The 24,730-nt window shown below is 66.5% G+C and carries 27 protein-coding genes; 18 read left to right on the forward strand and 9 right to left on the reverse strand.

All coding sequences use genetic code 11. The annotated features are described in order from the left end of the window. Positions 1-5 precede the first annotated feature (5 nt). Positions 6-1,388, forward strand: a complete 1,383-nt coding sequence (locus tag G5S35_RS18040) for a c-type cytochrome (RefSeq protein WP_183039345.1) — start codon at positions 6-8, stop codon at positions 1,386-1,388. A 191-nt stretch (positions 1,389-1,579) separates the two neighbouring features. After that, positions 1,580-2,773 carry a porin gene (locus G5S35_RS18045; RefSeq protein ID WP_183039446.1) on the forward strand — a complete coding sequence of 398 codons (1,194 nt, stop codon included), beginning with the start codon at positions 1,580-1,582 and terminating at the stop codon, positions 2,771-2,773. 89 nt (positions 2,774-2,862) lie between these two features. Here the strand turns inward: G5S35_RS18045 and G5S35_RS18050 are convergent, their stop codons facing one another. Beyond that, the gene (locus tag G5S35_RS18050; RefSeq protein WP_065064950.1) at positions 2,863-3,081 is read right to left on the reverse strand and encodes a hypothetical protein; all 219 of its coding nucleotides are present in this window, start codon (positions 3,079-3,081) and stop codon (positions 2,863-2,865) included. A gap of 71 nt (positions 3,082-3,152) precedes the next feature. Next, positions 3,153-4,187, reverse strand: coding sequence for a TraB/GumN family protein (locus tag G5S35_RS18055; protein ID WP_183039346.1), 1,035 nt, complete (start codon positions 4,185-4,187; stop codon positions 3,153-3,155). A gap of 210 nt (positions 4,188-4,397) precedes the next feature. Between G5S35_RS18055 and G5S35_RS18060 the strand changes: the two genes are divergently transcribed. Together G5S35_RS18060 and G5S35_RS18065 are read left to right on the forward strand one after the other, a co-directional pair. Beyond that, positions 4,398-5,309: a LysR family transcriptional regulator gene (locus G5S35_RS18060; protein ID WP_065064948.1), complete on the forward strand. Its 912-nt coding sequence runs from the start codon at positions 4,398-4,400 to the stop codon at positions 5,307-5,309. Positions 5,310-5,484: 175 nt separating this feature from the next. Then, positions 5,485-6,474, forward strand: coding sequence for a zinc-dependent alcohol dehydrogenase family protein (locus tag G5S35_RS18065; protein WP_183039347.1), 990 nt, complete (start codon positions 5,485-5,487; stop codon positions 6,472-6,474). 86 nt (positions 6,475-6,560) lie between these two features. Here the strand turns inward: G5S35_RS18065 and G5S35_RS18070 are convergent, their stop codons facing one another. Further along, positions 6,561-7,664, reverse strand: a complete 1,104-nt coding sequence (locus tag G5S35_RS18070) for a 4-hydroxyphenylpyruvate dioxygenase family protein (RefSeq protein ID WP_065064946.1) — start codon at positions 7,662-7,664, stop codon at positions 6,561-6,563. A 30-nt stretch (positions 7,665-7,694) separates the two neighbouring features. On the opposite strand from G5S35_RS18070, the gene G5S35_RS40015 reads away from it, so the two are divergent. The 3 genes from G5S35_RS40015 to G5S35_RS18080 all read left to right on the forward strand — a co-directional run bounded on the left by G5S35_RS40015 (position 7,695) and on the right by G5S35_RS18080 (position 10,130). Further along, entirely contained in the window at positions 7,695-7,823 is a 129-nt protein-coding gene (locus G5S35_RS40015) for a hypothetical protein (protein WP_260183678.1), read from the forward strand. 149 nt (positions 7,824-7,972) lie between these two features. After that, positions 7,973-9,292, forward strand: a complete 1,320-nt coding sequence (shiA, locus tag G5S35_RS18075; protein ID WP_183039348.1) for a shikimate transporter — start codon at positions 7,973-7,975, stop codon at positions 9,290-9,292. Between the two features lie 67 nt (positions 9,293-9,359). After that, a complete protein-coding gene (locus tag G5S35_RS18080; RefSeq protein ID WP_065064944.1) occupies positions 9,360-10,130 on the forward strand; it encodes an IclR family transcriptional regulator domain-containing protein in 771 nt (256 codons plus the stop codon). A 19-nt stretch (positions 10,131-10,149) separates the two neighbouring features. On the opposite strand, the gene G5S35_RS18085 is transcribed toward G5S35_RS18080, so the two are convergent. Beyond that, entirely contained in the window at positions 10,150-11,019 is an 870-nt protein-coding gene (locus G5S35_RS18085) for a LysR family transcriptional regulator (protein ID WP_065064943.1), read from the reverse strand. Positions 11,020-11,198: 179 nt separating this feature from the next. Here G5S35_RS18085 and ampC point away from each other — a divergent pair, with 179 nt between their 5' ends. The 5 genes from ampC to alr all read left to right on the forward strand — a co-directional run bounded on the left by ampC (position 11,199) and on the right by alr (position 15,347). After that, positions 11,199-12,332, forward strand: a complete 1,134-nt coding sequence (gene ampC / locus G5S35_RS18090; protein ID WP_183039349.1) for a class C beta-lactamase — start codon at positions 11,199-11,201, stop codon at positions 12,330-12,332. Positions 12,333-12,472: 140 nt separating this feature from the next. Further along, entirely contained in the window at positions 12,473-12,805 is a 333-nt protein-coding gene (locus G5S35_RS18095; protein ID WP_065064941.1) for a DUF2322 family protein, read from the forward strand. A gap of 178 nt (positions 12,806-12,983) precedes the next feature. Then, entirely contained in the window at positions 12,984-13,577 is a 594-nt protein-coding gene (locus tag G5S35_RS18100) for a helix-turn-helix domain-containing protein (protein WP_065064940.1), read from the forward strand. Positions 13,578-13,591: 14 nt separating this feature from the next. Beyond that, positions 13,592-14,128: a GNAT family N-acetyltransferase gene (locus G5S35_RS18105; protein WP_074986019.1), complete on the forward strand. Its 537-nt coding sequence runs from the start codon at positions 13,592-13,594 to the stop codon at positions 14,126-14,128. A gap of 106 nt (positions 14,129-14,234) precedes the next feature. Beyond that, positions 14,235-15,347 (forward strand): alanine racemase, encoded by a 1,113-nt coding sequence (gene alr / locus G5S35_RS18110; RefSeq protein WP_110328569.1) that lies wholly within the window; start codon positions 14,235-14,237, stop codon positions 15,345-15,347. A gap of 37 nt (positions 15,348-15,384) precedes the next feature. On the opposite strand, the gene G5S35_RS18115 is transcribed toward alr, so the two are convergent. After that, complete coding sequence (locus tag G5S35_RS18115; protein ID WP_065064978.1) at positions 15,385-15,816, reverse strand: carboxymuconolactone decarboxylase family protein; 432 nt, start codon at positions 15,814-15,816, stop codon at positions 15,385-15,387. 160 nt (positions 15,817-15,976) lie between these two features. Here G5S35_RS18115 and G5S35_RS18120 point away from each other — a divergent pair, with 160 nt between their 5' ends. The 3 genes from G5S35_RS18120 (at position 15,977) to G5S35_RS18130 (ending at position 18,615) form a co-directional block, all read left to right on the forward strand. Continuing rightward, on the forward strand, positions 15,977-16,786 hold the full coding sequence (locus tag G5S35_RS18120) for an AraC family transcriptional regulator (RefSeq protein ID WP_074985850.1): 810 nt from the start codon (positions 15,977-15,979) through the stop codon (positions 16,784-16,786). Positions 16,787-16,895: 109 nt separating this feature from the next. Next, positions 16,896-17,975 carry a threonine aldolase family protein gene (locus tag G5S35_RS18125; RefSeq protein ID WP_183039350.1) on the forward strand — a complete coding sequence of 360 codons (1,080 nt, stop codon included), beginning with the start codon at positions 16,896-16,898 and terminating at the stop codon, positions 17,973-17,975. A gap of 10 nt (positions 17,976-17,985) precedes the next feature. Beyond that, positions 17,986-18,615 (forward strand): alanyl-tRNA editing protein, encoded by a 630-nt coding sequence (locus tag G5S35_RS18130; RefSeq protein ID WP_183039351.1) that lies wholly within the window; start codon positions 17,986-17,988, stop codon positions 18,613-18,615. 28 nt (positions 18,616-18,643) lie between these two features. Here the strand turns inward: G5S35_RS18130 and G5S35_RS18135 are convergent, their stop codons facing one another. Together G5S35_RS18135 and G5S35_RS18140 are read right to left on the reverse strand one after the other, a co-directional pair. Then, positions 18,644-19,534, reverse strand: coding sequence for a 4-hydroxy-tetrahydrodipicolinate synthase family protein (locus G5S35_RS18135; RefSeq protein ID WP_065064935.1), 891 nt, complete (start codon positions 19,532-19,534; stop codon positions 18,644-18,646). Beyond that, positions 19,528-19,839 carry a hypothetical protein gene (locus tag G5S35_RS18140; protein ID WP_080180283.1) on the reverse strand — a complete coding sequence of 104 codons (312 nt, stop codon included), beginning with the start codon at positions 19,837-19,839 and terminating at the stop codon, positions 19,528-19,530. The genes G5S35_RS18135 and G5S35_RS18140 overlap by 7 nt, the downstream gene beginning before the upstream one ends. Positions 19,840-20,341: 502 nt before the next feature. On the opposite strand from G5S35_RS18140, the gene G5S35_RS18145 reads away from it, so the two are divergent. The 3 genes from G5S35_RS18145 to G5S35_RS18155 are packed head-to-tail and all read left to right on the forward strand — an operon-like array spanning position 20,342 to position 22,870. After that, on the forward strand, positions 20,342-21,118 hold the full coding sequence (locus G5S35_RS18145) for a DUF4118 domain-containing protein (RefSeq protein WP_124261218.1): 777 nt from the start codon (positions 20,342-20,344) through the stop codon (positions 21,116-21,118). A 46-nt stretch (positions 21,119-21,164) separates the two neighbouring features. Continuing rightward, positions 21,165-22,049, forward strand: a complete 885-nt coding sequence (locus G5S35_RS18150) for an alpha/beta hydrolase (RefSeq protein WP_065064977.1) — start codon at positions 21,165-21,167, stop codon at positions 22,047-22,049. Then, positions 22,046-22,870 (forward strand): MipA/OmpV family protein, encoded by an 825-nt coding sequence (locus tag G5S35_RS18155; protein ID WP_237181441.1) that lies wholly within the window; start codon positions 22,046-22,048, stop codon positions 22,868-22,870. The genes G5S35_RS18150 and G5S35_RS18155 overlap by 4 nt, the downstream gene beginning before the upstream one ends. 9 nt (positions 22,871-22,879) lie before the next feature. Here the strand turns inward: G5S35_RS18155 and G5S35_RS18160 are convergent, their stop codons facing one another. Continuing rightward, the gene (locus G5S35_RS18160) at positions 22,880-23,269 is read right to left on the reverse strand and encodes a BON domain-containing protein (protein ID WP_183039352.1); all 390 of its coding nucleotides are present in this window, start codon (positions 23,267-23,269) and stop codon (positions 22,880-22,882) included. Positions 23,270-23,407: 138 nt separating this feature from the next. Continuing rightward, a complete protein-coding gene (locus tag G5S35_RS18165; RefSeq protein ID WP_183039353.1) occupies positions 23,408-24,529 on the reverse strand; it encodes an extracellular catalytic domain type 1 short-chain-length polyhydroxyalkanoate depolymerase in 1,122 nt (373 codons plus the stop codon). Positions 24,530-24,730 lie beyond the last annotated feature (201 nt).

Raw genomic sequence — 24,730 nt, forward strand, 5'->3', positions numbered from 1 at the left:
CCCGCATGAAGAAGACCCTTTTCCCCACGGGCGTCGCACGTGGCGCGCTGGCCGCATGCGCGGCGCTGTCGGTGACGTTTTCGATGACGTTCGCGGCCACGGCCGCGCACGCCGCCACGGCGGCGCCGTCGACGCAAGCCGCGTCGTCCGACGCCGCGCGCGTCGCGCACGGCGAGTACCTCGCGCGCGCCGGCGACTGCATCGCCTGCCACACGTCGCAAGGCGGCAAGCCCTTCGCGGGCGGCCTGAAGTTCGACACGCCGATCGGCGCGATCTACTCGACCAACATCACGCCCGACGCGAACAGCGGCATCGGCAAGTGGACCTACGACGACTTCGCGAAGGCCGTGCGCGAGGGCGTGCGCCCGAACGGCGACACGCTCTATCCGGCGATGCCCTACCCGTCGTACGCGCGCCTCTCCGACGACGACATGAAAGCGCTCTACGCGTACTTCATGCACGGCGTCGCGCCGGTGAACGCCGCCAATCGCGCGGTGGACATTCCGTGGCCGCTGTCGATGCGCTGGCCGCTCGGCATCTGGCGCACGATGTTCGCGCCGAAGGTCGCGCCGTTCGACGCCGCGCATTACAACGATGCGATCGTCGCGCGCGGCGCGTATCTCGTGCAGGGTCTCGGCCATTGCGGCGCATGCCACACGCCGCGCGCGCGCACGATGCAGGAACTCGCGCTGACCGATCTCGAAGGCGACGACTTCCTCGCGGGCGGCGGCCCGATCGACGGCTGGGTGCCGTCGAGCCTGCGCGGCAATCCGCGTACGGGCATCGGCGCGTGGAGCGAGGACGACATCGTCCAGTTCCTGAAAACCGGCCGCAATCTGCACACGGCGGCGTTCGGCGGCATGACCGACGTGGTCCAGCACAGCATGCAGTACATGACCGACGCCGATCTGCTCGCGATGGCGCGTTATCTCAAGACGTTGCCCTCGAACGACGCGAAGGAAACGCCGTACGCCTACGACGCCACCGCCGCGAGCAAGCTGCAAGGCGGCGATGCGAGCGCGCGCGGCGCGGCGGTCTATCGCGACAACTGCATGGCCTGCCACCGCAGCGACGGACGCGGCTACACGCGCGTGTTCCCGGCGCTCGGCGGCAACCCCGTCGTGCAGGGCAAGGACGCCACGTCGCTGATCCACGTGCTGCTCGCGGGCGCCGCGCTCGAAGGCACGCAGACGGCGCCCTCGACCTTCACGATGCCGCCGTTCGGCTGGCGCCTCTCCGATCAGGAAGTCGCCGACGTCGCCACCTTCGTGCGCACCAGTTGGGGCAATACCGGCGCGCCGGTCAGCGCCGACGACGTCGCGAAGCTGCGCAAGACCGTGAACGTCACGCCGCCCGAGCTGCCGCCGGGCGCCTCGCTCAAGCGCTGATATCCGCGACACGCCACGCGTCGAATCACGTGGCGTCGCGCGATATCACGCGCCTGAGGTCCTGAAGTTCCCATCCGCGTTTTTCCAGCGCCGCACGCCGGCTGCCTCGTCATCGAGGCGGCCGGGCTGCGCGCGCATAACAACGAGACCGCTTTGATGCGGCGCTCCACTCTTCACCGAGACGACACATGATGAAACACCACCTGCTCTGCGCTCCGGTTCTGCTCACGCTCGCGGGCACCGCGGCCGCGCAGGGCTCCGTCACGCTCTACGGCATCGCCGACGCGGGCATCACCTACCGCAGCAACGAGCGCGTCGGCAAGACCGGCGCCTATCAGGGCCATTCGAATGTCGGCGTGACGACCGGCAACCTCTCCGGCAGCCGCTGGGGCCTCAAGGGCCGCGAGGATCTGGGCAACGGCCTCTCGGCGATCTTCGTGCTCGAAGACGGCTTCGACATCAGCAACGGCACCTCGGGCCAGAGCGGCCGCCTGTTCGGCCGCCAGGCGTTCGTGGGCCTCGCCGACCAGCACTTCGGCTCGCTGACGATGGGCCGCCAGTACACCTCGCTCGACGACTTCGTCGGGCCGGTCGCGCCGGTGAGCCAGATCGGCGGCTTCGGCGCGCATCCGGGCGATATCGACGATCTCGACCAGACTACGCGCGTCGACAACTCGATCAAGTACACGAGCGCGAACTACAACGGCTTCACGTTCGGCGCGCTATACGGTTTCGGCGGCCAGGCGGGCAGCCTCAAGCGCAAGAACACGTGGAGCGTGGGCGCGGGCTACGCGAACGGCCCGCTGCGCGTGGGCGTGGGCTACGAGCGCTCGGACAACAGCAAGACCGGCCTCGACGACACCACTTACGGCAAGTGGCAAGGCACCTACGACGGCACCTTCAACTCGTCGATCAACGAAGGTTTCGCGAGCGCGCAATCGCAGCAGGTGGTGGCCGCGGGCGCGACGTGGAATTTCAGCACGGTGCAGGTGGGCGTGAACTACAGCAACGTGCAGTACAAGGCGGGCGCGAACTCGCTCTATTCGGGCACGGCGAAGTTCAATATCGCGGGCGTGTTCGGCATGTGGAACGTGCAGCCGAACACGCATCTGTTCGCGAGCTACAGCTACACGCGCGGCAGCGACGTCGACAATCTCGACGACGCCGCGCAGTACCACAACGTCTCGGTCGGCGCGCTCTACGACTTCTCGAAGCGCTCGACGGTGTATCTGCTGGCCGGTTATCAGCACGCCTCGGGCACGACGCTCGACGCGCTCGGCCGTCCGGTGGCCGCGACCGCCTCGGTCTCGGACAAGGGCAACGGCCACTCGTCGAACGCGCAATCGCAGGCGATCGTGAGCGTGGGTTTGCGCGAGAAGTTCTAGGCGTCGCTCATCATTTCGCCGATAAGAAAACGGCGCGCGGGCTCTCACCCGCGCGCCGTTTTTTCATCCGGCCGTTGGCGATACCGCCCTCAGTGCAGGACCTCGGGACGGGCGAGCAGGCCGATGAATTCGTCGATCGTCAGCGCGGGCGCGAATTCGGAGAGTGTCGAATAGATCACCGTGTCGTAGATCGCGGAACCCGCGGGCGACTCGAGATCGACGCCCGCCGCCGCCGCGCGGTGCTCCGCGCGTTCGTGGGCGATCGACAGCAGAAGCTGGGCTTCCGTTTTCGAGAATGGCGTTTTCATACCTGCTCTAACGGCGCATGTACGGGAAAGTTTAGGGAAGTCCTCGCAAGAATCGGTAAGTTTACGAATCGTCAGCGAGCCGCGACTTCGCCGGGCGCGGGCGCCGGCCCGCTCACGTTGTAACCCGCGTCGCGCAGCCGTTGCAGCAGCGACTGCGCACCAAAGAAGTGCCCCGCGCCCACGGCGACCAGAATCGGGCCCTTGCCGTAGAAATAGCCGTCGCGCGCGAGCGTCTGCGCAAAAATATCGGTGCCGCGCACGTAGAGATACTGGCTGAAGTCGTAATGCGCGTCGCTTTCGCCAGGGTAGCGCGCCATCGCCAGCCGCTCCAGTTGCGCGGCGTCGCCCGCGACCCACGCCTGCTGGAATTGCGCATACGACGCCGCGCCCTGGCGCGCGCCATGCAGGCCCGCGCACTCGCCTTGCAGGAAGGCGTCCTGATCGGCGGCGGGCATGGTGTCGAAGAGGCTCATGCCCTGCTCCATCGTCTCCAGATAGATCAGCGGAATGCGCCGGCGCTGCGCGATCGTTTCGAGCCGCAAATCGATCCCCGCGAACACGAGCGACTCGCCCGTCGGCACGAGATGCGGATGCGTCGCGCCGTTCTTCCACTCGAAGCGGTCCGCGTGCAGCCGCACCGCATCGACGAGAAAGCCCGCGAACCACGGCTTGTGCTGGAAGAACAGCTTGATGTCGGCGCCGCTGTCGCGCGCGCAATGCGCGAGCGCTTCGGCGCTCATCGACTGCATGTGATTCGAGAGATTGTCGGAGGCCGGATAGAGGCCGTAGCGCAGGATCGTCTGCACGTTCTCGTGCGTCGGGTTCACGTTCGTTTCGAGCACGACCGCCTGCACGCCGTCCGCCAGCGCGGCAAGCGCGGCGTCGATGCGCGGATCGTCGTGCGCGAGGCCGTGGATCGTCGGCAGCAGCAGCAAGGTCGGATGACCGGGCAGGCTCGCGGTCCACACAGGCGGACGATAGCCCGGCGCGGCGTCTTGCGCGCTGCGCGGCGTGCGGTCCTGCGCCCGCGCATCCGCAGACACGCCCACGCACAAACTCAGTAGCAGATTCAGACAAAAGCCCAGCCACGCGCTCGCGCGCAGCACGGTCCTACGCCGTGCACGCGGACGTCTCTCGTCGATGCGGTCAGTGTTTATCATTGTCGTCACCGCTTGTGGGAGGACCCGGTTGCAGCATAGGCGAACGCGATGCCGCGCGTCCGTGCGCCGCCGCACATGCGAAACCGCGTGCGCCCCGCAACGCGTTGAACCGCTTGAACCGCTTGAACCGCTTGAACCGATCGCCGAGGAAGCCCCATGGATCGTCTGCAAACCATGCAGATCTACGTGAATATCGTCGAGCGCGGCAGCTTCACGCAAGCCGCCGACGCGCTGCAACTGCATCGCCCCGCCGTCACGAAAGCCGTGCAGCAACTGGAGGACGAACTCGGCATCCGGCTCCTGAACCGCAGCACGCGGCGCGTGAGCACGACCGCCGAGGGCGACGAGTTCTATCAGCGCTGCGTGCAGTTGCTCGCGGGCGTCAACGAGACCTTCGCCTCGTTCGCGCAGTTTTCGCAGCAGCGTCCGCAGCCTAAAGGACGGCTGCGCCTGAACGTGGCCGTCGCGCTCGCCAAGGCCGTCATCATTCCGGCACTGCCCGAATTCCAGCAGCGCTATCCGCAGATCGAAATCGTGCTGGGCGCGAGCGATCAGCCCGTCGATCTGATCGGCGAAGGCATCGATTGCGTGGTGCGTATCGGCGATCTGAAAGACTCCAGCATGGTCGCGCGCAAGATCGGCTCGGTGTCGATGGCGACCTGCGCGTCGCCCGCCTATTGCACGCGTCACGGCCTGCCACGCACGCTCGACGATCTGCGCGCGCATCGCGCCGTGAACTTCTTCACCGGACGCAATCGTCGCGTGATGGACTGGGTGTATCGCAGCGGCGGCAAGAACGTCGCGCTCAAGCTCGAGAGCGCCCTGCTCACCGACAATGCCGAAGCGCTGCTCGCCTGCGGTCTCGCGGGCTTCGGGCTGATACACGCGCTGCGCCCCGCGTTGCAGCCGCATATCGACGCGGGACAACTCGTGGAAGTGGTGCCGGGCGTCGTGAAGGTGCCCAAGCCGATTTCCGTCATGTACCCGAATCGCGAGCATCTGCCGGGCAAGGTGCGCGTGTTCGTCGACTGGCTTACGGAGCTGATCGGCAAGCGGTGTCCGGGCTGACGTGCTGCGCGCGTTCCTCGCCGGTGTCGCGCATTGTTATTCATCCAATAACAATGAGTAATCGCTCCGCGCGTTTATTCGCGCCGCCGCGCGGCATACAGTATTCGGACCCGGCGCGCTCCGCGAGGCTGTGCTCGATGCTGTGCGCCCCGTTCGAATTCAAGAGGAATCCAGAATGTCCAGAATCGTACGCTTTCACCGTATCGGCGGCCCCGAGGTGCTTCAGATCGACGATATCGACGTGCCCGCGCCCAAGGCCGGGGACGTGCAGATCCGCGTCAAGGCGATTGGCCTGAATCGCGCCGAAGTCATGTATCGCAGCGGCCAGTACACGCACGCGCCGCGCTTTCCGGCCGCGCTCGGCTACGAAGCCTCGGGCGTGGTCGAAGCCGTGGGCAGCGGCGTGCAGGACTTCGCGCCCGGCGACGCCGTGAGCGTCGTCCCCGCATTTTCGTTTCTCGACTACGGCATGTACGGCGAACTCGTGAACGCACCCGCGCGCGCCGTGGTGAAGAACCCCGCCGGCCTCTCGTTCGAGGAAGCGGCCGCCACGTGGATGCAGTACGCCACGGCCTGGGGCGCGCTGATCGAGATCGGCGGCCTCGCACGCGGCCAGGCGGTGCTGGTGGGCGCGGCGTCCAGCAGCGTGGGACTGGCGGCGATCCAGATCGCCAACAGCGTCGGCGCGGTGCCGATCGCGCTCACGCGCAGCGACAGCAAGCGCGCGGCGCTGCTCGAAGCCGGTGCACAGCACGTGATCGCGGGCGGCGGCGACGCGCTCACGCAGCAGGTGCGCGAGCTCACGGGCGGCACGGGCGCGCAGTTGGCCTTCGATCCGGTTGGCGGCCCGGAAGCGGCGCATCAACTGCGCGCGCTCGCGAAACAGGGCATGTTCGTGCAATACGGCGCGCTCGACACGCGCGATCTGAGCGTGCCGGTGATGGACCTGCTCTCGCGCCATCTCTCGGTGCGCGGCTACGAACTGTTCGAAATCACCACCGACACCGCGAAGCTCGAACGCGCGAAACGCTTCATTACCGAAGGCCTCGCCTCGGGCGCGCTCAAGCCCGCGATCGACCGCACGTTCACGCTCGACGAGATCGTCGAAGCGCATCGCTACATGGAGGCGGGCGCGCAGGTCGGCAAGATCGTCGTGACGGTGTAAAGCCCGCCGGCACGAAGACCAACGCAGCATGAAAAACGCCCCGGTTTCAGCGGGGCGTTTTCCTTTTCAGCGTGCAATGTCAGGCATCAAGCCGTGCGCGCCTTCGCGAGCACGTCGAGATTGCCCTCGCCGAAACCATGATGGCCCAGGCGCTGCACCACTTCGAAAAAAATCTCGCCGGGACGACGCTTCACGAAGGTCTGCAGGAAAAGACGCGGCACGCCGTCCGCGCCGATTTCGCCGTCGATCAGAATATGACGCTTGCGCAGCGCCGCAATATCGAGGCCGTGACCGGGCAGGCGCGCATCGACCGAATCGTAGTACGCGGGCGGCGGCTCCACGAATTCGACGCCATTGGCCATCAGCGCGTCGACGCAAGGCACGATGTCGTCGCTGGCGAGCGCGATATGTTGCACGCCCTCGCCCGGATGATCGGGCAGATAGTCGTGCATCAGCTCCGTGCGGCGCGTGCCTTCCTCATAGACGGGAATGCGGATCTCGCCGCCCGGCGACACCATCACGCGCGACTCCTGCGAGACGTGCCAGTTCGCGTTGATCTCGTGAATCTCGCGGAAGTGCAGCAGCTCGCGATAGAAGTCGAGCCATTCGCCGATACGGCCCGCGCCCACCGTCTGCGTGAGGTGATCGACGCGTTGCAGGCCGGTGCCGCCGTGCTCCAGATCGGCCTCGGCGGTGGCGATGTCGATCGGCCGGAAGTCGATGTCGAAAATCGAAATATCGCCGACGCCGCCGCGCTGGCCGCCACGGCCGCGCCAGCGGTCGACGAAATAGATATGCGAGTCGCCGATGCCCTGAATGGCCGGGATCTTCAGCTCGCCCGTGCCCACGCGCTCGCCCTCGAACGCCCACGCGCCCAGACGCAGCGCGTGCTCGAAGGCGCGCCGCGCGCTGTCCACGCGCACGCCGATCGCGCAGATGCCCATGCCGTATTCCTCGGCGTAGCGCGCGGCGAACGAGTCCGGCTCGGCGTTCAGCAGGAAATTCATCTGGCCCTGGCGATAGAGCGTCACGTCCTTGCTGATGTGGCGCGCGATGGCCTTGAACCCCAGCTGCTCGAAGCGCCGCCCGAGCGCGGCGGGATCGGGCGCCGCGAATTCGACGAACTCGATGCCGGCCATGCCGAGCGGATTGGCCTGCTCCGGCGCGCCGGAAATGGGGTTGGACGACATGCGGAAGGCTCCTGATACCAGCAAAAAACCATGAACGACAGCGACGACAGACCGCGCCGCCAGTGCACGCCAATTTTAACCAAATCGTTCATCGCGCCAAAGACGGGCATCGTTCCGGGGCTGCCCGTTCTCGGTGCTAACCCGCAAAGCGTTCGATAAACGCACGCGCTTGGGCGATAATCGCGCATTTTGCGCGTTCCGTACATTGCCGAGCCGCCTGCGCGGCTCTATGCTCCGTTTCACCGCTGCGGCAAGTCCCGCAGCCATGTTTGGCGACATAGATCAAAAGCCAGTTTCTGGAGACACTCATGACCCCGACCCTCGACACCACCGGCGCCAGCGAGCCCGCCCCTGCCGCCCGTTCCAGCGGCCAGGCCCGCAAGGCCGCGATCGGCAGCTTCGTCGGCGCCGTCGTCGACTGGTACGACTTTCTGCTCTATGGGATTGTCGCCGCACTGGTCTTCAACACGGCATTTTTCCCCAACATCGGCAAGATGGGCACGCTCGCGGCGTTCGCGACCTTCGGCGTGGGCTTCCTGTTCCGCCCGCTCGGCGGCGTGGTGTTCGGCCACTACGGCGACCGCCTCGGGCGCAAGCGCATGCTCGTGCTGACCGTCATGCTGATGGGCCTCTCGACGGTCGCCATCGGCCTGCTGCCCACCTTCGCGACGATCGGCTGGTGGGCGCCCGTACTGCTCGTGCTGCTGCGCGCCATTCAGGGCTTCGCGGTGGGCGGCGAATGGGGCGGCGCGGCGCTGATGGCCGTGGAAAGCGCGCCCAAGCACAAGAAAGCGTTCTACAGCAGCGGCGTGCAGGTCGGTTACGGCGTGGGCCTCGTGCTCGCGACCGGCATCGTCGCGCTGCTGAGCCATCTGCTCGGCGAGACGGCGTTCCGCGCCTGGGGCTGGCGTCTGCCGTTCGTCTTCAGCGTGGTGCTCGTGCTGGTCGGCCTGTGGGTGCGTTCGAGCATGGACGAGTCGCGCGAATTCGTCGAAAAGGTCGAGCACGGCGATCGCAAGCTCAAGATGCCGGTGCTCGAAGCGCTGACGCGTCATCCGAAGGCCTTCGTCTATATCGTCGCGCTGCGTCTGGCCGAACTCTTCACGATGTACATCGTGACCGCGTTCGCCCTGAGCTATTCGACCGCGAACCTCGGCCTCTCGCGCGATCTGTTCCTCGGCATCGGCCTGTTCGTCGGCGCGCTGTCGTGCGTGACGATTCCGTGCTTCGCGTGGCTCGCCGACCGCGTCGGCCTGCGCCGCGTCTATCTGATCGGCGCGACGATCGGCCTCGCCGGCGCGGTGCCGTTCTTCCTCGCACTCGAAGCGCGCTCGATCGTGTGGATCGTGATCTGCTCGGTGGCGCTCGCGAACCTCGCGCACGACATGGTGGTGAGCGTGCAGCAGCCGCTGTTCACCGAACTGTTCGGCGCCGAATACCGCTACAGCGGCGCGGGCGTGGGCTACCAGTTCGCGAGCGTGGTGGGCGGCGGCTTCACGCCGTTCATCGCCGTGGCGCTGGTGGGCGTGGGCGGCGGCTCGTGGCATCTGGTGGCCGCGTATCTCGCCATCGGCTGCCTGATTTCCCTGATCGTGGCGGCGCGCATGAAGCCCGCGCAGGCGCACTGAGCGCAAGCGCAGAGGCAGTCACGAGGCCGGGCGCATGCCCGGCTTTTTTGCCTTCCGGCCATCCGATATGAAAACCACCCCCCTCGCCCGGCGCGACTGGATCGCCGGACTCGAAAAAGGCCTCGCGATACTCGAGGCCTTCGACAACCAGCACGCGCGCATGACCGCGACCCAGGCCGGCGAACGCACCGGCCTCTCGCGCACCGCCGCGCGGCGCTATCTGCTGACGCTCGAATCGCTCGGCTACGTCTACACCGACGGACGTCTGTTCGGCCTCACGCCGCGCGTGCTGCGCGTAGGCTGGTCGTATTTCGATTCGGCGCGCCTGCCGCGCACCGTGCAGCCGTATCTGCAGCAATTGAGCGCGACGCTCAACGAATCCGCGTATGTGAGCGTGCTCGACGACTGGGATCTCGTCGTGATCGCGCGCAACGGCGTCTCGCGCGTGATGACGACGGGCTTCGTGCTCGGCGCGCGCGTGCCCGCGCCGCTGATCTCGCCGGGCGTCGTGCTGCTCGCGCACAAGGAGGATCAGGAGGCGGTGTCGAACTGGCTCGACGGCGTGGAGCTCGCGCCCTTCACGGCGCACACGATCACGAGCGCGTCGCGTCTGCGCGAAAAGATCGTGCGCGCGCGCGTGGACGGTTATGCGCTGATCGAGCAGCAGTTGCAGGTCGGCGTGCGCGGCGTGGCCGTGCCGCTGCGCAATCGCAACGGCGATGTGGTGGCGGCGTTGAGCACCAATATGTCGATCGGGAATGAAAGCCCGGAAGAAGCCGTGCGGCGCGTGCTGCCGCATCTGCAGGAGACGGCGCTGGCGATGTTGAACGTGTTGTGAAGCGGGAAGGTGAACGGCGTCAGGCTGCCCGCGCCTCCCCCACAATCCACCCCCAAAACGCCTTCATCGCCGGCGTCATCTCGCGCGACTTCAACCCCGCGAGCCAGTAACTCCCGAGCCTCACCTCCACCTCGAACGGCCTGACCAGCAAGCCCGCCTGCAACTCGCGCGCGAACATGCACGCGGGCGCGAGCGCGACGCCCGCGCCCTGCATCGCCGCCTCCGCCATCAGCCGCGACGAATCGAAAATCGGCCCGCTCACGGCCCACGCCTCGACGCCCGCGGCCGCAAACCATTCCAGCCATTCGTCGGTGCGATAGGAGCGCAACAGCGTCTCCTTCGCCAGATCGGCCGGCGACGTCAGCCGCCGCGCGATCTCCGGCGCGCACAGCACCGCGTGCGGCGCGTCGAAGAGGCGCGTGTTGTCGGTCGCGGGCCACTTGCCGTCGCCGAAACGAATCGCGAAATCCAGCCCCTCGCCCGCCAGATCGACGAGATTGTTGTTCGTCAGCAGCCGCAATTCGACGAACGGATGCGCCTCGCGAAACGACTTCAAACGCGGCATCAACCAGCCGATCGCAAATGTCCCGACCACGCCCACCGTGAGCACTTCGTGCAGACGTCCGCCCTCGAACTGCTTGAGCACGGTTTCGATGCGGCCGAACGCGTCGCTCAGCACGGGCAGCAGCGCGCGCGCCTCGTCGGTCATGCCGAGCCCGCGCGGCAGGCGCCGGAACAGCGGCACGCCGAGCCACTCTTCGAGCATGCGCACCTGCTGGCTCACCGCGGCCTGCGTGACCTTGAGTTCGAGGCCCGCGCGCGTGAAGCTCAGGTGGCGCGCCGACGCCTCGAAAGCGCGCAGCGCATGCAGCGGTAAATTGGGACGCATCGTGTCGACCTATAAGTTTGGCTTGTGGCTCAACCAAATTATCGTCGCTTGTCGGACGGCGGGCAACGCACCACAATCGTCGGCGCAATGAGTGTGATCCGCCGCCCGGCGGCGTCTGTCGGGCGCTCTACTGACCAACTCTCTCCTCGATCGTGAAAATCAAGATAAAACTTTTACTGATGTCGATGAGCCTGGCCGCCGCTGCCGCCACGGCCACCACCGGCCACGCGCAAGACCGCCTGAAAGACGCCGTCGATGCCGCCATCGCGCCCGTGCGGACGCAATACGGCGTGCCGGGCCTGATCGTCGGCGTGACCGTGAACGGCAAGCACACGTTCTATCGCTACGGCGTGGCCTCCAGGGCCAGCGGCGCGCCCGTGCGCGACGACACGCTGTTCGAAATCGGCTCGCTGACCAAGACGTTCACGGCCACGCTCGCGTGCTACGCGCAGGGCGCGGGCAAGCTGGATTTCGCCGCGCCCGCCAGCCGGTACGTCGGCGCGCTGCGCGGCAGCGTGTTCGATCGCGTGAGCGTGCTCAATCTCGGCACGCATACGTCCGGCCTGCCGCTGTTCGAACCCGACGACGTGACCAACGATGCGCAACTGATCGCGTACTACCGCCGCTGGCAGCCCGCGCAACCCTCGGGCACGCAGCGCGTGTATTCGAATCTCGGCATCGGGCTGCTCGGCATGGCCACGGCGCAAAGTCTGGGCGAGCCGTATCGCGAGACCGTCCAGCAGCGTCTGCTGCCCGCGTTCGGCATGACGCACACGTGGCTCGACGTGCCCGCCGCGCGCATGCCCGATTACGCGCAAGGCTACGATGCGCACGACACGCCGCTGCGCCTGCATCCCGGCGTGCTCGCCGACGAAGCCTACGGGATGCGCACGACCGCGCCCGATCTCGTGCGCTATCTGGACGCCAACATGGGTCTCACCGCGCTGCCCGAGCCGTGGCAACGCGCGCTCGCGTGCACGCACACGGGCTATTACAAGGCGGCCGCAATCACGCAGGATCTCGTGTGGGAGCAGTATCCGTGGCCCGTCACGCTCGCCACGCTGCAAAGCGGCAACGGCCCCGACATGCTGCGCAAGGGCATGCCCGCCACCGCGATCACGCCGCCGTTGCCGCCGCAAACCGACGCGCTGATCAACAAGACCGGTTCGACCAACGGCTTCTCGACTTATACGGCGTTCGTGCCCTCGCAGAAAATCGGCGTGGTGATTCTTGCCAACAAGGCCTATCCGATCGACGCGCGCGTGCGCGCCGGCTACGCGATCCTCACGGCGCTCGGGAAAGAAAAGCCCTGAAATCAGGCGGTTTTCTCGCGCGCGCCGCAGCGAGACGGCGCGCGCGGCTGCGGCCCGGCCTGAAACGGGCGCGGGGGATCGGCTAAAATGCGGCCCACTACGCCATCCCCACGCTTTATCTGACTTAACGGAGTGCTCTCATGATTCAACCCGGCAACGTCTTCAAGGACAATCTCGCGCAACTGCCCGCTATCGACGGCATCGAGCGCATCGATCTCGTGAACGGCCAGGGCGCCGTGGTCTCGACGATCGAAAACAAGCCGGGCAAACAAGGCTCGCTCGCGGTCTATCACTATCTGCAGCAAGCCTTCGGCACGCTCGACGCCAAAGCGGCCGAGCACGGCCTCGCAGTGTTCGCCGAGCACACCGCCGACGCACGCAACCGTCCGGGCGCGCACCCGAACGTCGACCGTCTGCTCGAAGTCGCAGCGGGCGGCGAAGCGCTGCGCATCGACGTGATCGCCGCCGCGTAAGCGACGGTGACGGGCGTGCGGCCATCGCGGCTGCACGCTTTTTTGTTGCATCAATTAATTCGGCATCCGTATTAATTTGAATCACCCTGCCGTCATCGCGTTCGATTCGAAGCGGTTGACACGCGAATATTGCTCGTCTAGTTTACTGGAAATCAACCTCCAATAAACTGGACGCCGCATGGACATCCACACCGCCCTTGCCCAGCGTTTGCGCGAATTGCGCGACGCGCGCGGCTGGTCGCTCGATGCGCTCGCCGATCGCAGCACGGTCAGCCGCTCGAATATTTCGCTGATCGAACGCGGACAGAGCAGCCCCACCGCCGTCGTGCTCGACAAACTCGCGACGGCGCTCGGCGTCTCGCTCGCCTCGCTGTTCGAAGCACCCGACGGCGCGGCGGCCACCGAGCCCTCGCCGCTCGCCGTCGCCGGGGAACAGCCGGTCTGGACCGATCCCGCTTCGGGTTACGTGCGCCGCAATCTCTCGCCCGCGCTCTGGTCGCCGCTGCAACTCGTGGAAGTGCAATTCCCGGCGGGCAAGCGCGTGGCCTACGACACCAGCCTGCGCGACGCGGAAATCCATCAGCAGGTCTGGATCATCGAGGGAGAAATGGAGATGACCGTCGGCGAGGAGCGCTGGCGCCTGCGCACCGGCGACTGTCTCGCGATGCGCCTCGATTGCCCGATCGTCTATCGCAACCCCACGCGCAAGCCGGCGCGTTATCTCGTGGCGCTCAGCCGCGTCCCCGACGGCAGCGCAAGGAGCCCGGCATGAACGACGTGAACGCAATGAACGACGCCATCGCGGTACGCCCGCTCGGCGCAAACGAAGCCGCCGCCAGCATCGACGCGCTCGCCGACGTGCTGATGGACTGCGTGGCGGGCGGCGCCTCGGTCAGCTTCATGGCGCCGCTGGCGCGCGACACGGCGCGGGCATTCTGGAAACGCGTGGCCGACGGCGTGGCCGCAGGCGAACGCATTCTGCTGATCGCCGAAGACGCGCGCGGGGAGATCGTCGGGACCGTGCAGATCGTCACGTCGCAGCCCGACAATCAGCCGCATCGCGCCGATGTCGCCAAGATGCTCGTGCATCGCCGCGCGCGGCGGCGCGGCGTCGGCCAGTTGCTGATGCAGGCCGTCGATACCCACGCGCTCGCGGCCGGAAAAACCGTGCTCGTGCTCGACACCGTCACGGGCGGCGACGCCGAACGGCTCTACCGGCGCAGCGGCTGGCAACGCGCGGGCACCGTGCCGGACTACGCGCTAATGCCGGACGGCGCACTCTGCGCCACCACCTTCTACTACAAACACCTCGCCAGCGGCTGACATCGCAAACCAGTGGTTTCGTCCAAATTTCCGAAAAAATACATTAAAAATAACTGGACGAAAATCAATACGATTGCACAAACCACTAACCAGGAACCCATTCGCCATGCCGCGTCCGATTGCCGTCCGCATTCATCCCGATGCCATTCGCCACAATCTCCAGATCGCGAAGCGAAGCGCGCAAGGCGCGCGCGTCTGGGCAGTCGTCAAGGCTAACGCGTACGGCCACGGCATCGAGCGCATCTATTGCGCGCTCGCGGCGGCGGACGGCATTGCGCTGCTCGATCTGGACGAAGCCGTGCGCGTGCGCGAACTGGGCTGGACCGGCCCGATCCTGCTGCTCGAAGGCGTGTTCGACGCCGCCGACGTGGCGACGGCCGTCGCGCATCGCCTGACCGTGACCGTGCATGGCGACGATCAACTGGCGCTGCTCGCGGCGGCCAACACCACGCGCCCGATCGACATCCAGTTGAAGATGAATTCGGGCATGAACCGCCTCGGCTATCGTCCGGACGCCTACCGCGCCGCCTGGGAGCGCGCCCGCGCCGTGCCGACGATCGGCGAGATCGGCCTCATGACCCATTTCGCGAACGCCGACGACGGCGCGATCGACTGGCAACTCGATCGCTTCGACGCCGCCACGCAGGACATTCCCGGCGAGCGCTCGCTCTCGAATTCGGCGGCGGTGCTCTGGCATCCGCGCGCGCACCGCGACTGGGTGCGCCCCGGCACGATCCTCTACGGCGCGTCGCCCACGGGCGCGGCGCGGCATATCGAAAGCGTCGGGCTGCGCGCGGCCATGACGTTCACGAGCAGGATCATCGGCGTGCAGACGCTCGCGCCGCAGGAAACCGTGGGCTACGGACGCACCTACGAAGTCGAGCAGCCGATGCGCATCGGCGTGGTGGCCTGCGGTTACGCCGACGGCTATCCGCGTCACGCGCCCACCGGCACGCCCATCATGGTCGACGGCGTGCGCACGCGCGTGGTCGGCCGCGTGTCGATGGACATGCTCACGGTCGATCTCACGCCGTGTCCGGCGGCGAATATCGGCTCGACGGTCGAGTTGTGGGGCGAGCACATCAAGGTCGACGAGGTGGCCGAACCGTCGGGCACGATCGGCTATGAACTGCTCTGCGCGGTCGCGCGCCGCGTGCCGGTGACGATCGACACGCTCACGCCGCAAACGCGCGAGGAACGCGAAAGCGTCGCGGCCTGAACGGGTTTTATCGGTCTCGCCCATCCGGCGAGGCCCGTCATTCAGGCATCGGCACGCCCATTTCCTCCAGCACCGCCCGCGCGCTGCGAAACGCTTCGCTCGCCGCGGGCGCGCCCGCATAGAGCGCGCTGTGCAGCAGCACTTCGCGGATCTCGACGACGCTCGCGCCGTTGTTGAGCGCGCCGCGCACGTGCCCCTTCAGTTCCGTACTGCGCCCGAGCGCGGCGAGCATCGCGCAGGTGCACAGGCTGCGCGTCTTGAGATCGAGGCCGTCACGCAGCCACGTGCTGCCCCACGCGTGTTCGTTGAGCCAATCCTGCAGCGGACGCGAAAAGCCATCGGTTCCGCTCATCGCGCGTTCGACGAACGGCTCGCCCATCACCTGCGTGCGCCGCGCCTTGCCGGCTTCATACGCTTCGCTGTGTCCGGATGACGCTGCCGCTTCGGTCGATTGATTCGGATTGCTCATGATGACCTCATCGTCGATGGTGGATGAATCTTGAAGCGAATTCTCATGGATGTTGAGTGAATACACGCCAAACCACGCCATTGTGCCCCGAACCGCCCAGGCGCCGCGCGCCGCCCGGCGGTATACTCACGCGAACCCGCCGCCTCCCGCACCCTGCTCCATGGCCGACTCCGTCCACTACCACCAGGTCTCAGAGGTTCCCGGCCTCGTGCTGGGCGCCGCGCGCTTCGTCGACTTCAGTTTCGAGCGCCATTTCCATCTCGACTTCCATATCGGGCTGGTGACCGACGGCGTGCAGCGGCAGCGCTTCAACGGCAAGACCGTGCGCGTCGGGGCCGGATGCATCGCGCTGATGCCGCCCGGCGAGATTCACGACGGCGTGGGCGAGGACGGCGACGCCTATACGCTCAAGACCTTCCGCGTCGCGCCCGACCTGCTCGCGAGCGTGGCGCAGGAGATCGGCGGCGCGCCGCGCGAACCCTCGCTCGCCGCGACCCTGCTCGAAGACCCGGCGCTCGCGCATCGGCTGCTGCGACTGCACGACGCCATGAGCGCCAACGCCGACGTGCTCGCGGTGCAATCCGAATGGCTCGCGCTCGCCGATCTGCTGCTCGCGCAATCGCGCGCGATCGTGCCCGAAACGGTGCAAGGCGCGCTCTCGCCGCTGCAATGGCAGCGCGTGCGCGACTACTGCTTCGCGCATCTCGCCGAAAAAATCACACTCGATGCGCTGGCCGACCTCTGCGGCCTCGGGCGCTTCGCGTTCCTCAAGCAGTTCAAGCAGACCATCGGCATGACGCCGCACGCCTGGCTCGTGCGGCTGCGCCTCGAACATGCGTGCAGCCTGCTGTCGAGGCGTCCGCAAGCCATCGCCAGCGTCGCGCAGGCGGTCGGCTTCTACGACCAGAGCCACTTCAATCGCGCGTTCCGCCAGGCCTTCGGCGTCGCGCCATCGACTTACCAGGCCTGAGCGCCCCCGCCGCGTCGCGCAATTTTTTACAAGCCGACGCCGGGCCGCCTGCGCCAGAATGCGTCGATCCGGGCGAGCCATCGTCGCCCGCCAGTCGAGGAACGCAAGCATGAACAGTGAGCGAGCACCGGGCGCACGTGCGCCCGCATGGGGATTTACGAGCGACAACATCGCCGGCGCATCGCCGGAAATCGTCGAAGCGATCGTGGCGAGCAGCACGGGCCAGTCGAGCCCATACGGCGCGGACGAGATCACCGCGCGCGTCGAGCGCAGGCTGGCCGCGATCTTCGAGCGCGACGTGGCCGTGTTTCTCGTGCCGACCGGCACGGCCGCCAACGCGCTGTGCCTGAGCACGATGACGCCGCCCTGGGGCAACGTCTACTGCCACCCCGCCAGCCACATCAACAACGACGAATGCGGCGCGCCCGAGTTCTACACGCACGGCGCGAAGCTCGTGACGCTCGACGGGCCGGCCGCGAAACTCGATGCCGACGCACTGCGCGCGGCCGCACGCGTGAAGGTCGGCGACGTGCACTCGACGCAGCCCGCCTGCGCGAGCATCACGCAGGCCACCGAAGTGGGCAGCGTCTACACGCTCGATGAAATCGCGGCGATCGGCGAAGTCTGCAAGGCCGCGTCGATCAAGCTGCACATGGATGGCTCGCGCTTCGCGAACGCGCTCGTCTCGCTCGGCTGCACGCCCGCCGAGATGACATGGAAAGCGGGCGTCGACGCGCTCTCGCTCGGCGCGACGAAAAACGGCGTGCTCGCCGCCGAAGCCATCGTATTGTTCGACACGACGCTGGCCGCCGAAATGGGCTATCGCCGCAAGCGCGCGGGCCATCTGTTCTCGAAGATGCGCTTTCTTTCCGCGCAGATGGACGCGTATCTGAACGACGATCTGTGGCTGCGCAACGCGCGTCACGCGAACGACATGGCGCGCCGTCTCACGCAAGGTCTCGCGACGGTGCCAGGCGTCGAGGTGATGGGCGAAACGCAGGCCAACATCATCTTCTGCCGTCTGCCGAAACCGGTCAGCGCCGCGCTGGTGCAGGCCGGATTCCAGTTCTATCGCGACCGCTGGGGTCCGGACGTGGTGCGTTTCGTGACCGCGTTCTGCACCGCGCCGGATGCGGTCGACAGCCTGATCGCGCACGCGCGCGACGCGGCCGCCTCGCCGCGCGCGTGAGGAGCCGCTCATGACGCAACGCCTCTATTTGCAGAGCGACGAACTGGAAACGGCCAGCGTCGCGCTACGCTGCACGCGCACGGACGACGGCCACTATCACGTCGTGCTCTCGGCGACGCTGTTTCATCCGCAAGGCGGCGGCCAGCCGTCCGACATCGGCACGATCGGCACGGCGAACGTGCTGCGCGCGCTGCTCGATGGCGACGAGGTGATCCACGTTTGCGACGCCGAAGTGCCGCTCGGCAGCACGCATTTGCGCGTCGATGCGAATGCGCGCGACCTGCACGCGCGTCTGCATTCTGCGGGCCATATGCTCGGCTATTGCGGCGAACAGCTTGGCTGGAAGCCCGTGAAGGCGCATCACTGGCCGGGCGAAGCACGCGTCGTATTCGAAAGCAGCGGCGACGCGCCGCCCTTCCACGCCGATCTCATCGAGCAGCACGCCAACGCGCAGGCGGCGGCCGATCTGCCGCGTCATAGCCATGTCGAAGGCGCGGTTCGCAAGATCGGCTATGGCCCGCAACCGGCTTATCCGTGCGGCGGCACGCATGTGGTGTCGTCGGCGCGGGTGGGCAGGATCGTCGTGTCGAAGGTGAAGGAGAAGAAGGGACAGCTCTCGGTGCATTACTCGGTGGAGTGAACCGGATTCACCCGTCGCGCTGAATGCGTCACGCGTTCAGCGCCAGCTCGGCGCGCAGATCGTCGAGCGCGGCGCGGGCGATTTCGAGCCGCGTAAGCAGGACCGGCGATGCACTTGCGATCGGCATGCGCGTCTCGTGCGAGAGGCGTCCTTCGAGCGCGAGCATCGCCTTGATCGCGCTCGGATTGGGCGCGGAAAACAACAGCCGCAGCACGGGCACGAAGCGCTTGAACAGCTCTGTCGCCGCTTCGTGTTGCGACTGCTTCATGAGCGCGAGCACATCGCGCAGCAGGTCGCCACAAACGTGCGCGCCGGCGAGGATGCCGCCCGTGCCGCCCGCGTTCAGGCAATCGAGAAACGCGTCGTCGCTGCCGCATAGCATCGCAAGACGCGAGCCGCCGAGCGCGTCGAAACGCTCGCGCACGCAGGCCTTGATCGCCACGATATTGTCGATGTCGGCGAGATCGCTCGCGGTCTGCGCTTCGATGGCCACGCCCGTGCGATGCGGCACGTCGTAGAGCACGATGGGCCGCGCCGTCGCGCGCGCGATCTGCTCGAAGTGCCAGGCCACGCCGCGCTGGTCCGGGCACACATAAGCGGGCGCGGAAACGAGAAAACCCGTCACGTCCCAATGTTCGAGGCGATGAATTTCGCGCACGAAGGCGCGCGTGTCGCTGCCGCCCACGCCCGCGAGCACCGGCACGCGCTGCGCGGCCACATCGGTGATCGCCTGCAGCACGGCGGCACGCTCGACGTCATCGAGCAAGGCGGCCTCGCCGGTCGTGCTCAACGCCACGAGACCGTCGATGCCCGCGTTCACGTAATGATCCGTGAGCGCCTGCAAGGCGTCGATATCCACTTCGCCTCGACGCATCGGCGTGACGATCGGCAACCAGATGCCTTCGAATCGATTCAGCATGCCTGGCCACCTTGACGCGGACGCAGCGAGCCGATCGTCGCTTCGGGCACGATGCGCATGAGCGTGTGCAACGTGAAATCGAAATCTTCCGGCGCAATGTCGAAACGCACGCACAGCGTCTCGCGCTTCACGGCGGACTGCACGACGTAAATGCCGAGCGGCGAATGATAGAGCGTGGCGAGTTGCGCGCGCGCCGCATCGTGCGTGCGGGCCTCGAGCGCGATATCGAGCCAGGCGCGCGGCGCGCGCAGCGGCACGACCTTGGCGCGCGGGCGCGATGTGACGGAACTGGAAGCGGAACTCAAAGCGGGAATCGTGGTGGAAGCATCCACAACGGCATGACGGGCAAGACGGGATTGTGCGAGAGCCATACGATCGGGCGAAAAACGCGCCGGTGGTGAAGACAAACCTAGCGTAGAGCGGATCGCGTAAAACCGGTGTTAAAACTTCGGGCGCAATCGCTTTTTTTCGACATGCCGCGCGCGCACTTTTAACGTTTTATTGATGAAGAATCCTTGCGGTTTTGCATCTCGTTTATTCGCTTGCCTTTACCTCACCCTACAATTCAATATCCCTACCGATTAAGGAAAGGAATTCGAAAGAATTCCCCGGAAAAAACGTTTGTAATCAGTGGTAACATACGCCCCCGACGAGGAAAATCGCTTATATAACGATCCTCCGTACCGGTTGGCCAGCACTGTCTTCGCATACGCGGCCAACCCGCTTCCTTATTCGATAAAACCAGCGCGCCAGCGCCCGCCGCAGTCCGATCGCGGGGACGCTACGAGGTTGGCGCCACTGCATGCCATGAAAGTCCGTAATGCCCGTCTTTGGGCACCCCGAGGTCCACGCCGTTGGTGCCTCGCAGCCGGCGCGCTCGCCATCGCGGCCGCCCTGCGCATTGCCCTGCATCCGGTGCTCGGCCCGATCATGCCCGCAACCGCGTTTTGCATCACGGCCGCGCTGGTCGAATACTATTTGGGCCTCGCGCCTGCGTTGACCGTGATGGTGCTCGGTCTCGGTATCGCCGATTATCTGTTCGTGCCGCCTTACGGCAATATTACGTATTTCGATCGCCACGATCTCATTCTGATCGTGTCCTATCCGCTCGTCACGCTCATCGTGATTACCTTGATCGAGCGTCTGCGACGCGAGCAATGCCGCGCGCAATTGATCGCATCGGTTGCGCAATCGCGCTACGAAATGCTGCTGCGCCACGACAACGAACGCGCGCTCGCGCGCCGCGCCGTGGACGAAACCCATCGCCTGCTGCGCCATCTCGCGCAGCATCACGACGGCTTCATTCTCATCAAGGCGCTCGAAACGAATGCCGCGCAGCGCGCGAGCGTGGGCCAGAGCGCGGGCTCCGCGCTGCCGCAAGCCAGCGAAATCGCGCCCGGTCCGCTGTTCGACGCCGTGCATCCCGAAGACGTGCAGCGCCTGAACAATGCGCTGTGGCCCGGCCATCATCGCGTGCGTCTGTTGCGCGCGCCGCACGACCGCGAGCATCGGCTCACGAATTGCCTCTGCGAGCGCTTCACCACGCACGCGGGCGATTTCCTCGTGCTGCGCACGGAGAGCTGACATGGCGACGATCGAACCGGCACCCTCAGCCGTGCAAAGGCCCGCCATGCAGGCCGCGCGCTTTTTCCACGAAGGCGATTCGCACGCCGTGCTGCTGCTGCACGGCCTCTCCAGTTCGCCGCTCGAATTGCGCTATCTCGCGCGCTATCTGCAGAACGAAGGCTTTACGGTGTGCGCGCCGGTCATCGAGGGCTATAGCGCGGGTTCGCCGATGCAGACGATGGAGCGCTGGCTCGAAGGCGCCGTGCGCGAATTCGACGCGCTGGCCGCGCGCTACGCGCGCGTCTCCGTGTGCGGTCTTTCGATTGGCGGCGCGCTCGCGCTGCGCCTCGTTCACGCGCGGCCCGCCGCGCAGTCGCTCGTGCTGCTTTCGCTCACGCTCGCCTACGATGGCTGGGCGATTCCGTGGTATCGCTTCCTGCTCGATTGCGCGTACTACACGCCCATGCGCCACACGTATCAGTATCGCGAAGCCGAACCATTTGGATTGCGAAACGAAGCGCTGCGCGCGAAGATCGCGCGGGCGATGCAGCGCAATGCGTTCAGCGAAGTGGGCCCCTCGACCATCGCCCTGCCCGCGCTGCATCAGGCACTGCGGCTCTCGCGCAGCGCGCGCAAGGACGTCGCCGCGATCGAAAACGACACGCTCGTGATTCATTCGATCGACGACGAAACGTCGAGCCCGCGCAATCCACGCTACGTGATCGATCATATCGGCGCGAGTTTTCTGCGCACCGTCTGGCTCGACGATTCGTATCACATGATCACGTCCGATAACGAACGCGAGATCGTGGCGCGCGAGACTGCGCTCTTTCTGCGCGAAAGCGAAATTGCGCACGGCGCACGCGATGCTCAAAGCCAGCCCGTGGTGTCGAAAGCGCTGGCGCGCCGCCTGCGCCAACTGGCGGCAGTCGGAAGGAAAAACGCTTGAAGCTGCTCGACAAGACTGCCGCCGCGTTGGGCCTCGCGTGCGTGATCGCGCTTGCCTTCGCCCAGCCCGCACGCGCCGACGACGACGCGACAACGCTCACCTCAACGCCATCGTCATCGTCGACGCCAGCCGATTCGCCGTGGAAGATCTCGATCGGGCCTGGCATGTATCTCGCGCCGCAGTATCCGGGCGCGCGCCACATGAAGGTGTATCCGTTTCCGTCGCTCGATATCTCGTACCGCGACCGCATTTTCTCGCAAGGCCCCGACGTGCTGGGCGTGAACGTGTTCCAGAGCGAGAACTATCACGTGGGCGCGTCGCTGAGCTTCGATTTCCAGTCGCGCACGGCCTCCGACGATCCGCATCTGCGCGGCCTCGGCAACGTCGACGACGGCCCCAAGCTGCGCCTGTTCGCCGACTACACGCTCTGGGCTTTCACGGGCGCGGCCGCCGTGTATCAGGACATCAGCGGGCACGGTCAGGGCACGACGGCGACGCTCGATCTGTACGCGTCGCTGCCGCTCACGGGCTGGCTGTTCTCGGTCGGACCGGGTCTCACGTGGGCCAATGCGGTCTACACGCGCACGCTGTTCGGCGTGTCCGGCGCGCAGAGCGCGACGTCCGGCTTGCCGCAGTACGCAACGGGCTCGGGCGTGCGCGATCTGCACATGACGTTCTACGCGACGCACGACTTCACGAAGCACTGGGTCGGCTCCGTCAACGCGACGCTCGGCCGCCTGGAGCGCTACGCCGCCGGCAGCCCGATCACCGAGCGCCGCCGCGAACTCACCACTTTCGCCGCACTGAACTACCGCTTCTGATCACGCGGCTCAGCCGTTGCCGCCGTGAAAGAGCGTGAGCCGGTTCGTGACGGACGTCACGCCCTGCACGGAGCGCGTGAACTCTTCCGCCTGACGAATCTGATCGCCATTGCGCACGGTGCCGCTCAAGGTGACGGCGCCGCTGCGCGCGCGCACGAATACGCCTGATACGTCGAAGCCCTGCGCTTTCGACAGCGCGCGGCGCACCGCACGCGACAGGGTGCGATCGGCCTTGGTTGCCTTCTGGTTCGTGGGCGAGGCTTGTGTTCCCGCTTGTGCGCCGGCTTGTGCCGACATCGACGAGCCATCGGCCGCCGGCGTATCCGTCTGCGCATACGCGGCGACGGCGCCGCTCAGCGCCAGGCAGGCGCACACGCTTCGCAACAGAGTGAATGTCATGACAACCTCCGTCCGTGAGAATCCGAAAAAGCCGCGCAACGCGCGCGGATGCTACGGTTATACGCCTACTGCGCGTGACGGGTTGTCAGGCTGTCTTGCGCACGGAAATCCGGCCACGACTGAATCAAGATCGCAATACTAAGCAGTCCTTATCTGACGACGGAAGAATTGCCAGAGCATCGCGCTCGCTTCGGGGCCGCGTCCCGAATGAAACGCCTCGCGCGCATCGCCGCCGCTCCACGCGTGACCGAGCCCGCGTATCACGCACACGCGCACGATCAGCCGCCCGCGCTTCATATAGTCGACGTAGTCCACACCGTCGCGCTCGAACGTGCGTTGCTCCCCCACGCGCAACTCGCCGTGCGCATCGACGAGCCGATTGACGCGCGCGAACGCCTCGCCCAGTTGCAGCGCATTGCGCTTCGCCACCACCGCGTCGATATCGCCATGCACGACGATGGCGGGCATGCCCGGAAACGTCTCCACGTCGATGGCGGCATCGACGAGATGCACGGCTTCGTCGCGGCTGCCGCGCCGCATGACGCTCATCGCGCTCATCGTGGACGTGGCCGCGCCGAACGCCGGCCCCGAATGCAGGCCGACGGCGGCGAACAGCGCCGGGTGCCGTATCGCGAGATTCGCCGCGAGGCCCGCACCCGCCGACATGCCCGCGAGGTAGACGCGCGCCGCATCGAAACCATGCTCCCGCACGATAGCCGCGACGAGCGACGCCACCGCGGGCGCTTCCGTCTGCGCCGGATCGCCGTGCCAGTGCCAGCAGCGCTGCGCGTTCGCGGTGACCGCCTGCTCCGGCAGCAGCACGGCAAAACCGGCGCGCTCCGCGAGCCAGCAGATACGCGTGCCGGCCGCAAACGACGCGGCGTTCTGCTTGCAGCCGTGCAGCATGACGACGAGTGGCAAACGCGCGCGCGCCGGACGATTCGCGGGCACGTACAACTCATAGGCAAGATGGTTGACGAGATGACCCGGCAGCGGCGGCGCGGAATGAAACGAGCGTATCCACTTTCCCGGCGCGGCGGACGGCGCGCTGCGCGCCGCCGCGCGTTTGACGGCGGGCTTGCGCTTGACGGCCGGTTTAAGGGCGGATTTGACAGCGGAATTGACAGCGGAATTGAATGCCGATTTAGCGGCGACTTTCGCGGCCCGCTTCGGCTTGAGCGATTTCACGGGACGCACGCCCATCGCGGTAGAAAGCAGATCGAAACCTCTGAGCCAGACGTTCGATTTTTTGCGAGGCATAGGCAACGGCGCCGAAATGTGCGGGAATTCGCGGTCGTTCGTGGAGGTAGCGTGTTCGCGCCCTTCTATGCGAACGCGGCTCGACAACGCGCACGGCCGTGAGCCACGCGCACGCGTCCACTGTATCGCGATGACGAAAGCTGCGCATCGGGCGCGCCCGCCCTGGTCGAACTCGCCGTCCGCGCGAGTTAACTTTTCTTC

This window comes from Paraburkholderia tropica (assembly GCF_014171495.1).
GTDB lineage: Bacteria > Pseudomonadota > Gammaproteobacteria > Burkholderiales > Burkholderiaceae > Paraburkholderia > Paraburkholderia tropica.

Bases quoted from the DNA above. Each gene is read 5' to 3' on its own strand.
- G5S35_RS18070 (WP_065064946.1), bottom strand. From the start codon at position 7,664: ATGTCGTCCAACCCCATTTCCGGCGCGCCGGAGCAGGCCAATCCGCTC.
- G5S35_RS18045 (WP_183039446.1), top strand. From the start codon at position 1,580: ATGAAACACCACCTGCTCTGCGCTCCGGTTCTGCTCACGCTCGCGGGC.
- G5S35_RS18120 (WP_074985850.1), top strand. From the start codon at position 15,977: ATGGCCGACTCCGTCCACTACCACCAGGTCTCAGAGGTTCCCGGCCTC.
- G5S35_RS18040 (WP_183039345.1), top strand. From the start codon at position 6: ATGAAGAAGACCCTTTTCCCCACGGGCGTCGCACGTGGCGCGCTGGCC.
- G5S35_RS18125 (WP_183039350.1), top strand. From the start codon at position 16,896: ATGAACAGTGAGCGAGCACCGGGCGCACGTGCGCCCGCATGGGGATTT.
- G5S35_RS18065 (WP_183039347.1), top strand. From the start codon at position 5,485: ATGTCCAGAATCGTACGCTTTCACCGTATCGGCGGCCCCGAGGTGCTT.
- G5S35_RS18130 (WP_183039351.1), top strand. From the start codon at position 17,986: ATGACGCAACGCCTCTATTTGCAGAGCGACGAACTGGAAACGGCCAGC.
- alr (WP_110328569.1), top strand. From the start codon at position 14,235: ATGCCGCGTCCGATTGCCGTCCGCATTCATCCCGATGCCATTCGCCAC.
- G5S35_RS18145 (WP_124261218.1), top strand. From the start codon at position 20,342: ATGAAAGTCCGTAATGCCCGTCTTTGGGCACCCCGAGGTCCACGCCGT.
- G5S35_RS18160 (WP_183039352.1), bottom strand. From the start codon at position 23,269: ATGACATTCACTCTGTTGCGAAGCGTGTGCGCCTGCCTGGCGCTGAGC.
- G5S35_RS18050 (WP_065064950.1), bottom strand. From the start codon at position 3,081: ATGAAAACGCCATTCTCGAAAACGGAAGCCCAGCTTCTGCTGTCGATC.
- G5S35_RS18100 (WP_065064940.1), top strand. From the start codon at position 12,984: ATGGACATCCACACCGCCCTTGCCCAGCGTTTGCGCGAATTGCGCGAC.
- G5S35_RS18135 (WP_065064935.1), bottom strand. From the start codon at position 19,534: ATGCTGAATCGATTCGAAGGCATCTGGTTGCCGATCGTCACGCCGATG.
- G5S35_RS18105 (WP_074986019.1), top strand. From the start codon at position 13,592: ATGAACGACGCCATCGCGGTACGCCCGCTCGGCGCAAACGAAGCCGCC.
- G5S35_RS18095 (WP_065064941.1), top strand. From the start codon at position 12,473: ATGATTCAACCCGGCAACGTCTTCAAGGACAATCTCGCGCAACTGCCC.
- G5S35_RS18080 (WP_065064944.1), top strand. From the start codon at position 9,360: ATGAAAACCACCCCCCTCGCCCGGCGCGACTGGATCGCCGGACTCGAA.
- shiA (WP_183039348.1), top strand. From the start codon at position 7,973: ATGACCCCGACCCTCGACACCACCGGCGCCAGCGAGCCCGCCCCTGCC.
- ampC (WP_183039349.1), top strand. From the start codon at position 11,199: ATGTCGATGAGCCTGGCCGCCGCTGCCGCCACGGCCACCACCGGCCAC.
- G5S35_RS40015 (WP_260183678.1), top strand. From the start codon at position 7,695: ATGAACGACAGCGACGACAGACCGCGCCGCCAGTGCACGCCAATTTTA.
- G5S35_RS18085 (WP_065064943.1), bottom strand. From the start codon at position 11,019: ATGCGTCCCAATTTACCGCTGCATGCGCTGCGCGCTTTCGAGGCGTCG.
- G5S35_RS18150 (WP_065064977.1), top strand. From the start codon at position 21,165: ATGCAGGCCGCGCGCTTTTTCCACGAAGGCGATTCGCACGCCGTGCTG.
- G5S35_RS18060 (WP_065064948.1), top strand. From the start codon at position 4,398: ATGGATCGTCTGCAAACCATGCAGATCTACGTGAATATCGTCGAGCGC.
- G5S35_RS18165 (WP_183039353.1), bottom strand. From the start codon at position 24,529: ATGCCTCGCAAAAAATCGAACGTCTGGCTCAGAGGTTTCGATCTGCTT.
- G5S35_RS18115 (WP_065064978.1), bottom strand. From the start codon at position 15,816: ATGAGCAATCCGAATCAATCGACCGAAGCGGCAGCGTCATCCGGACAC.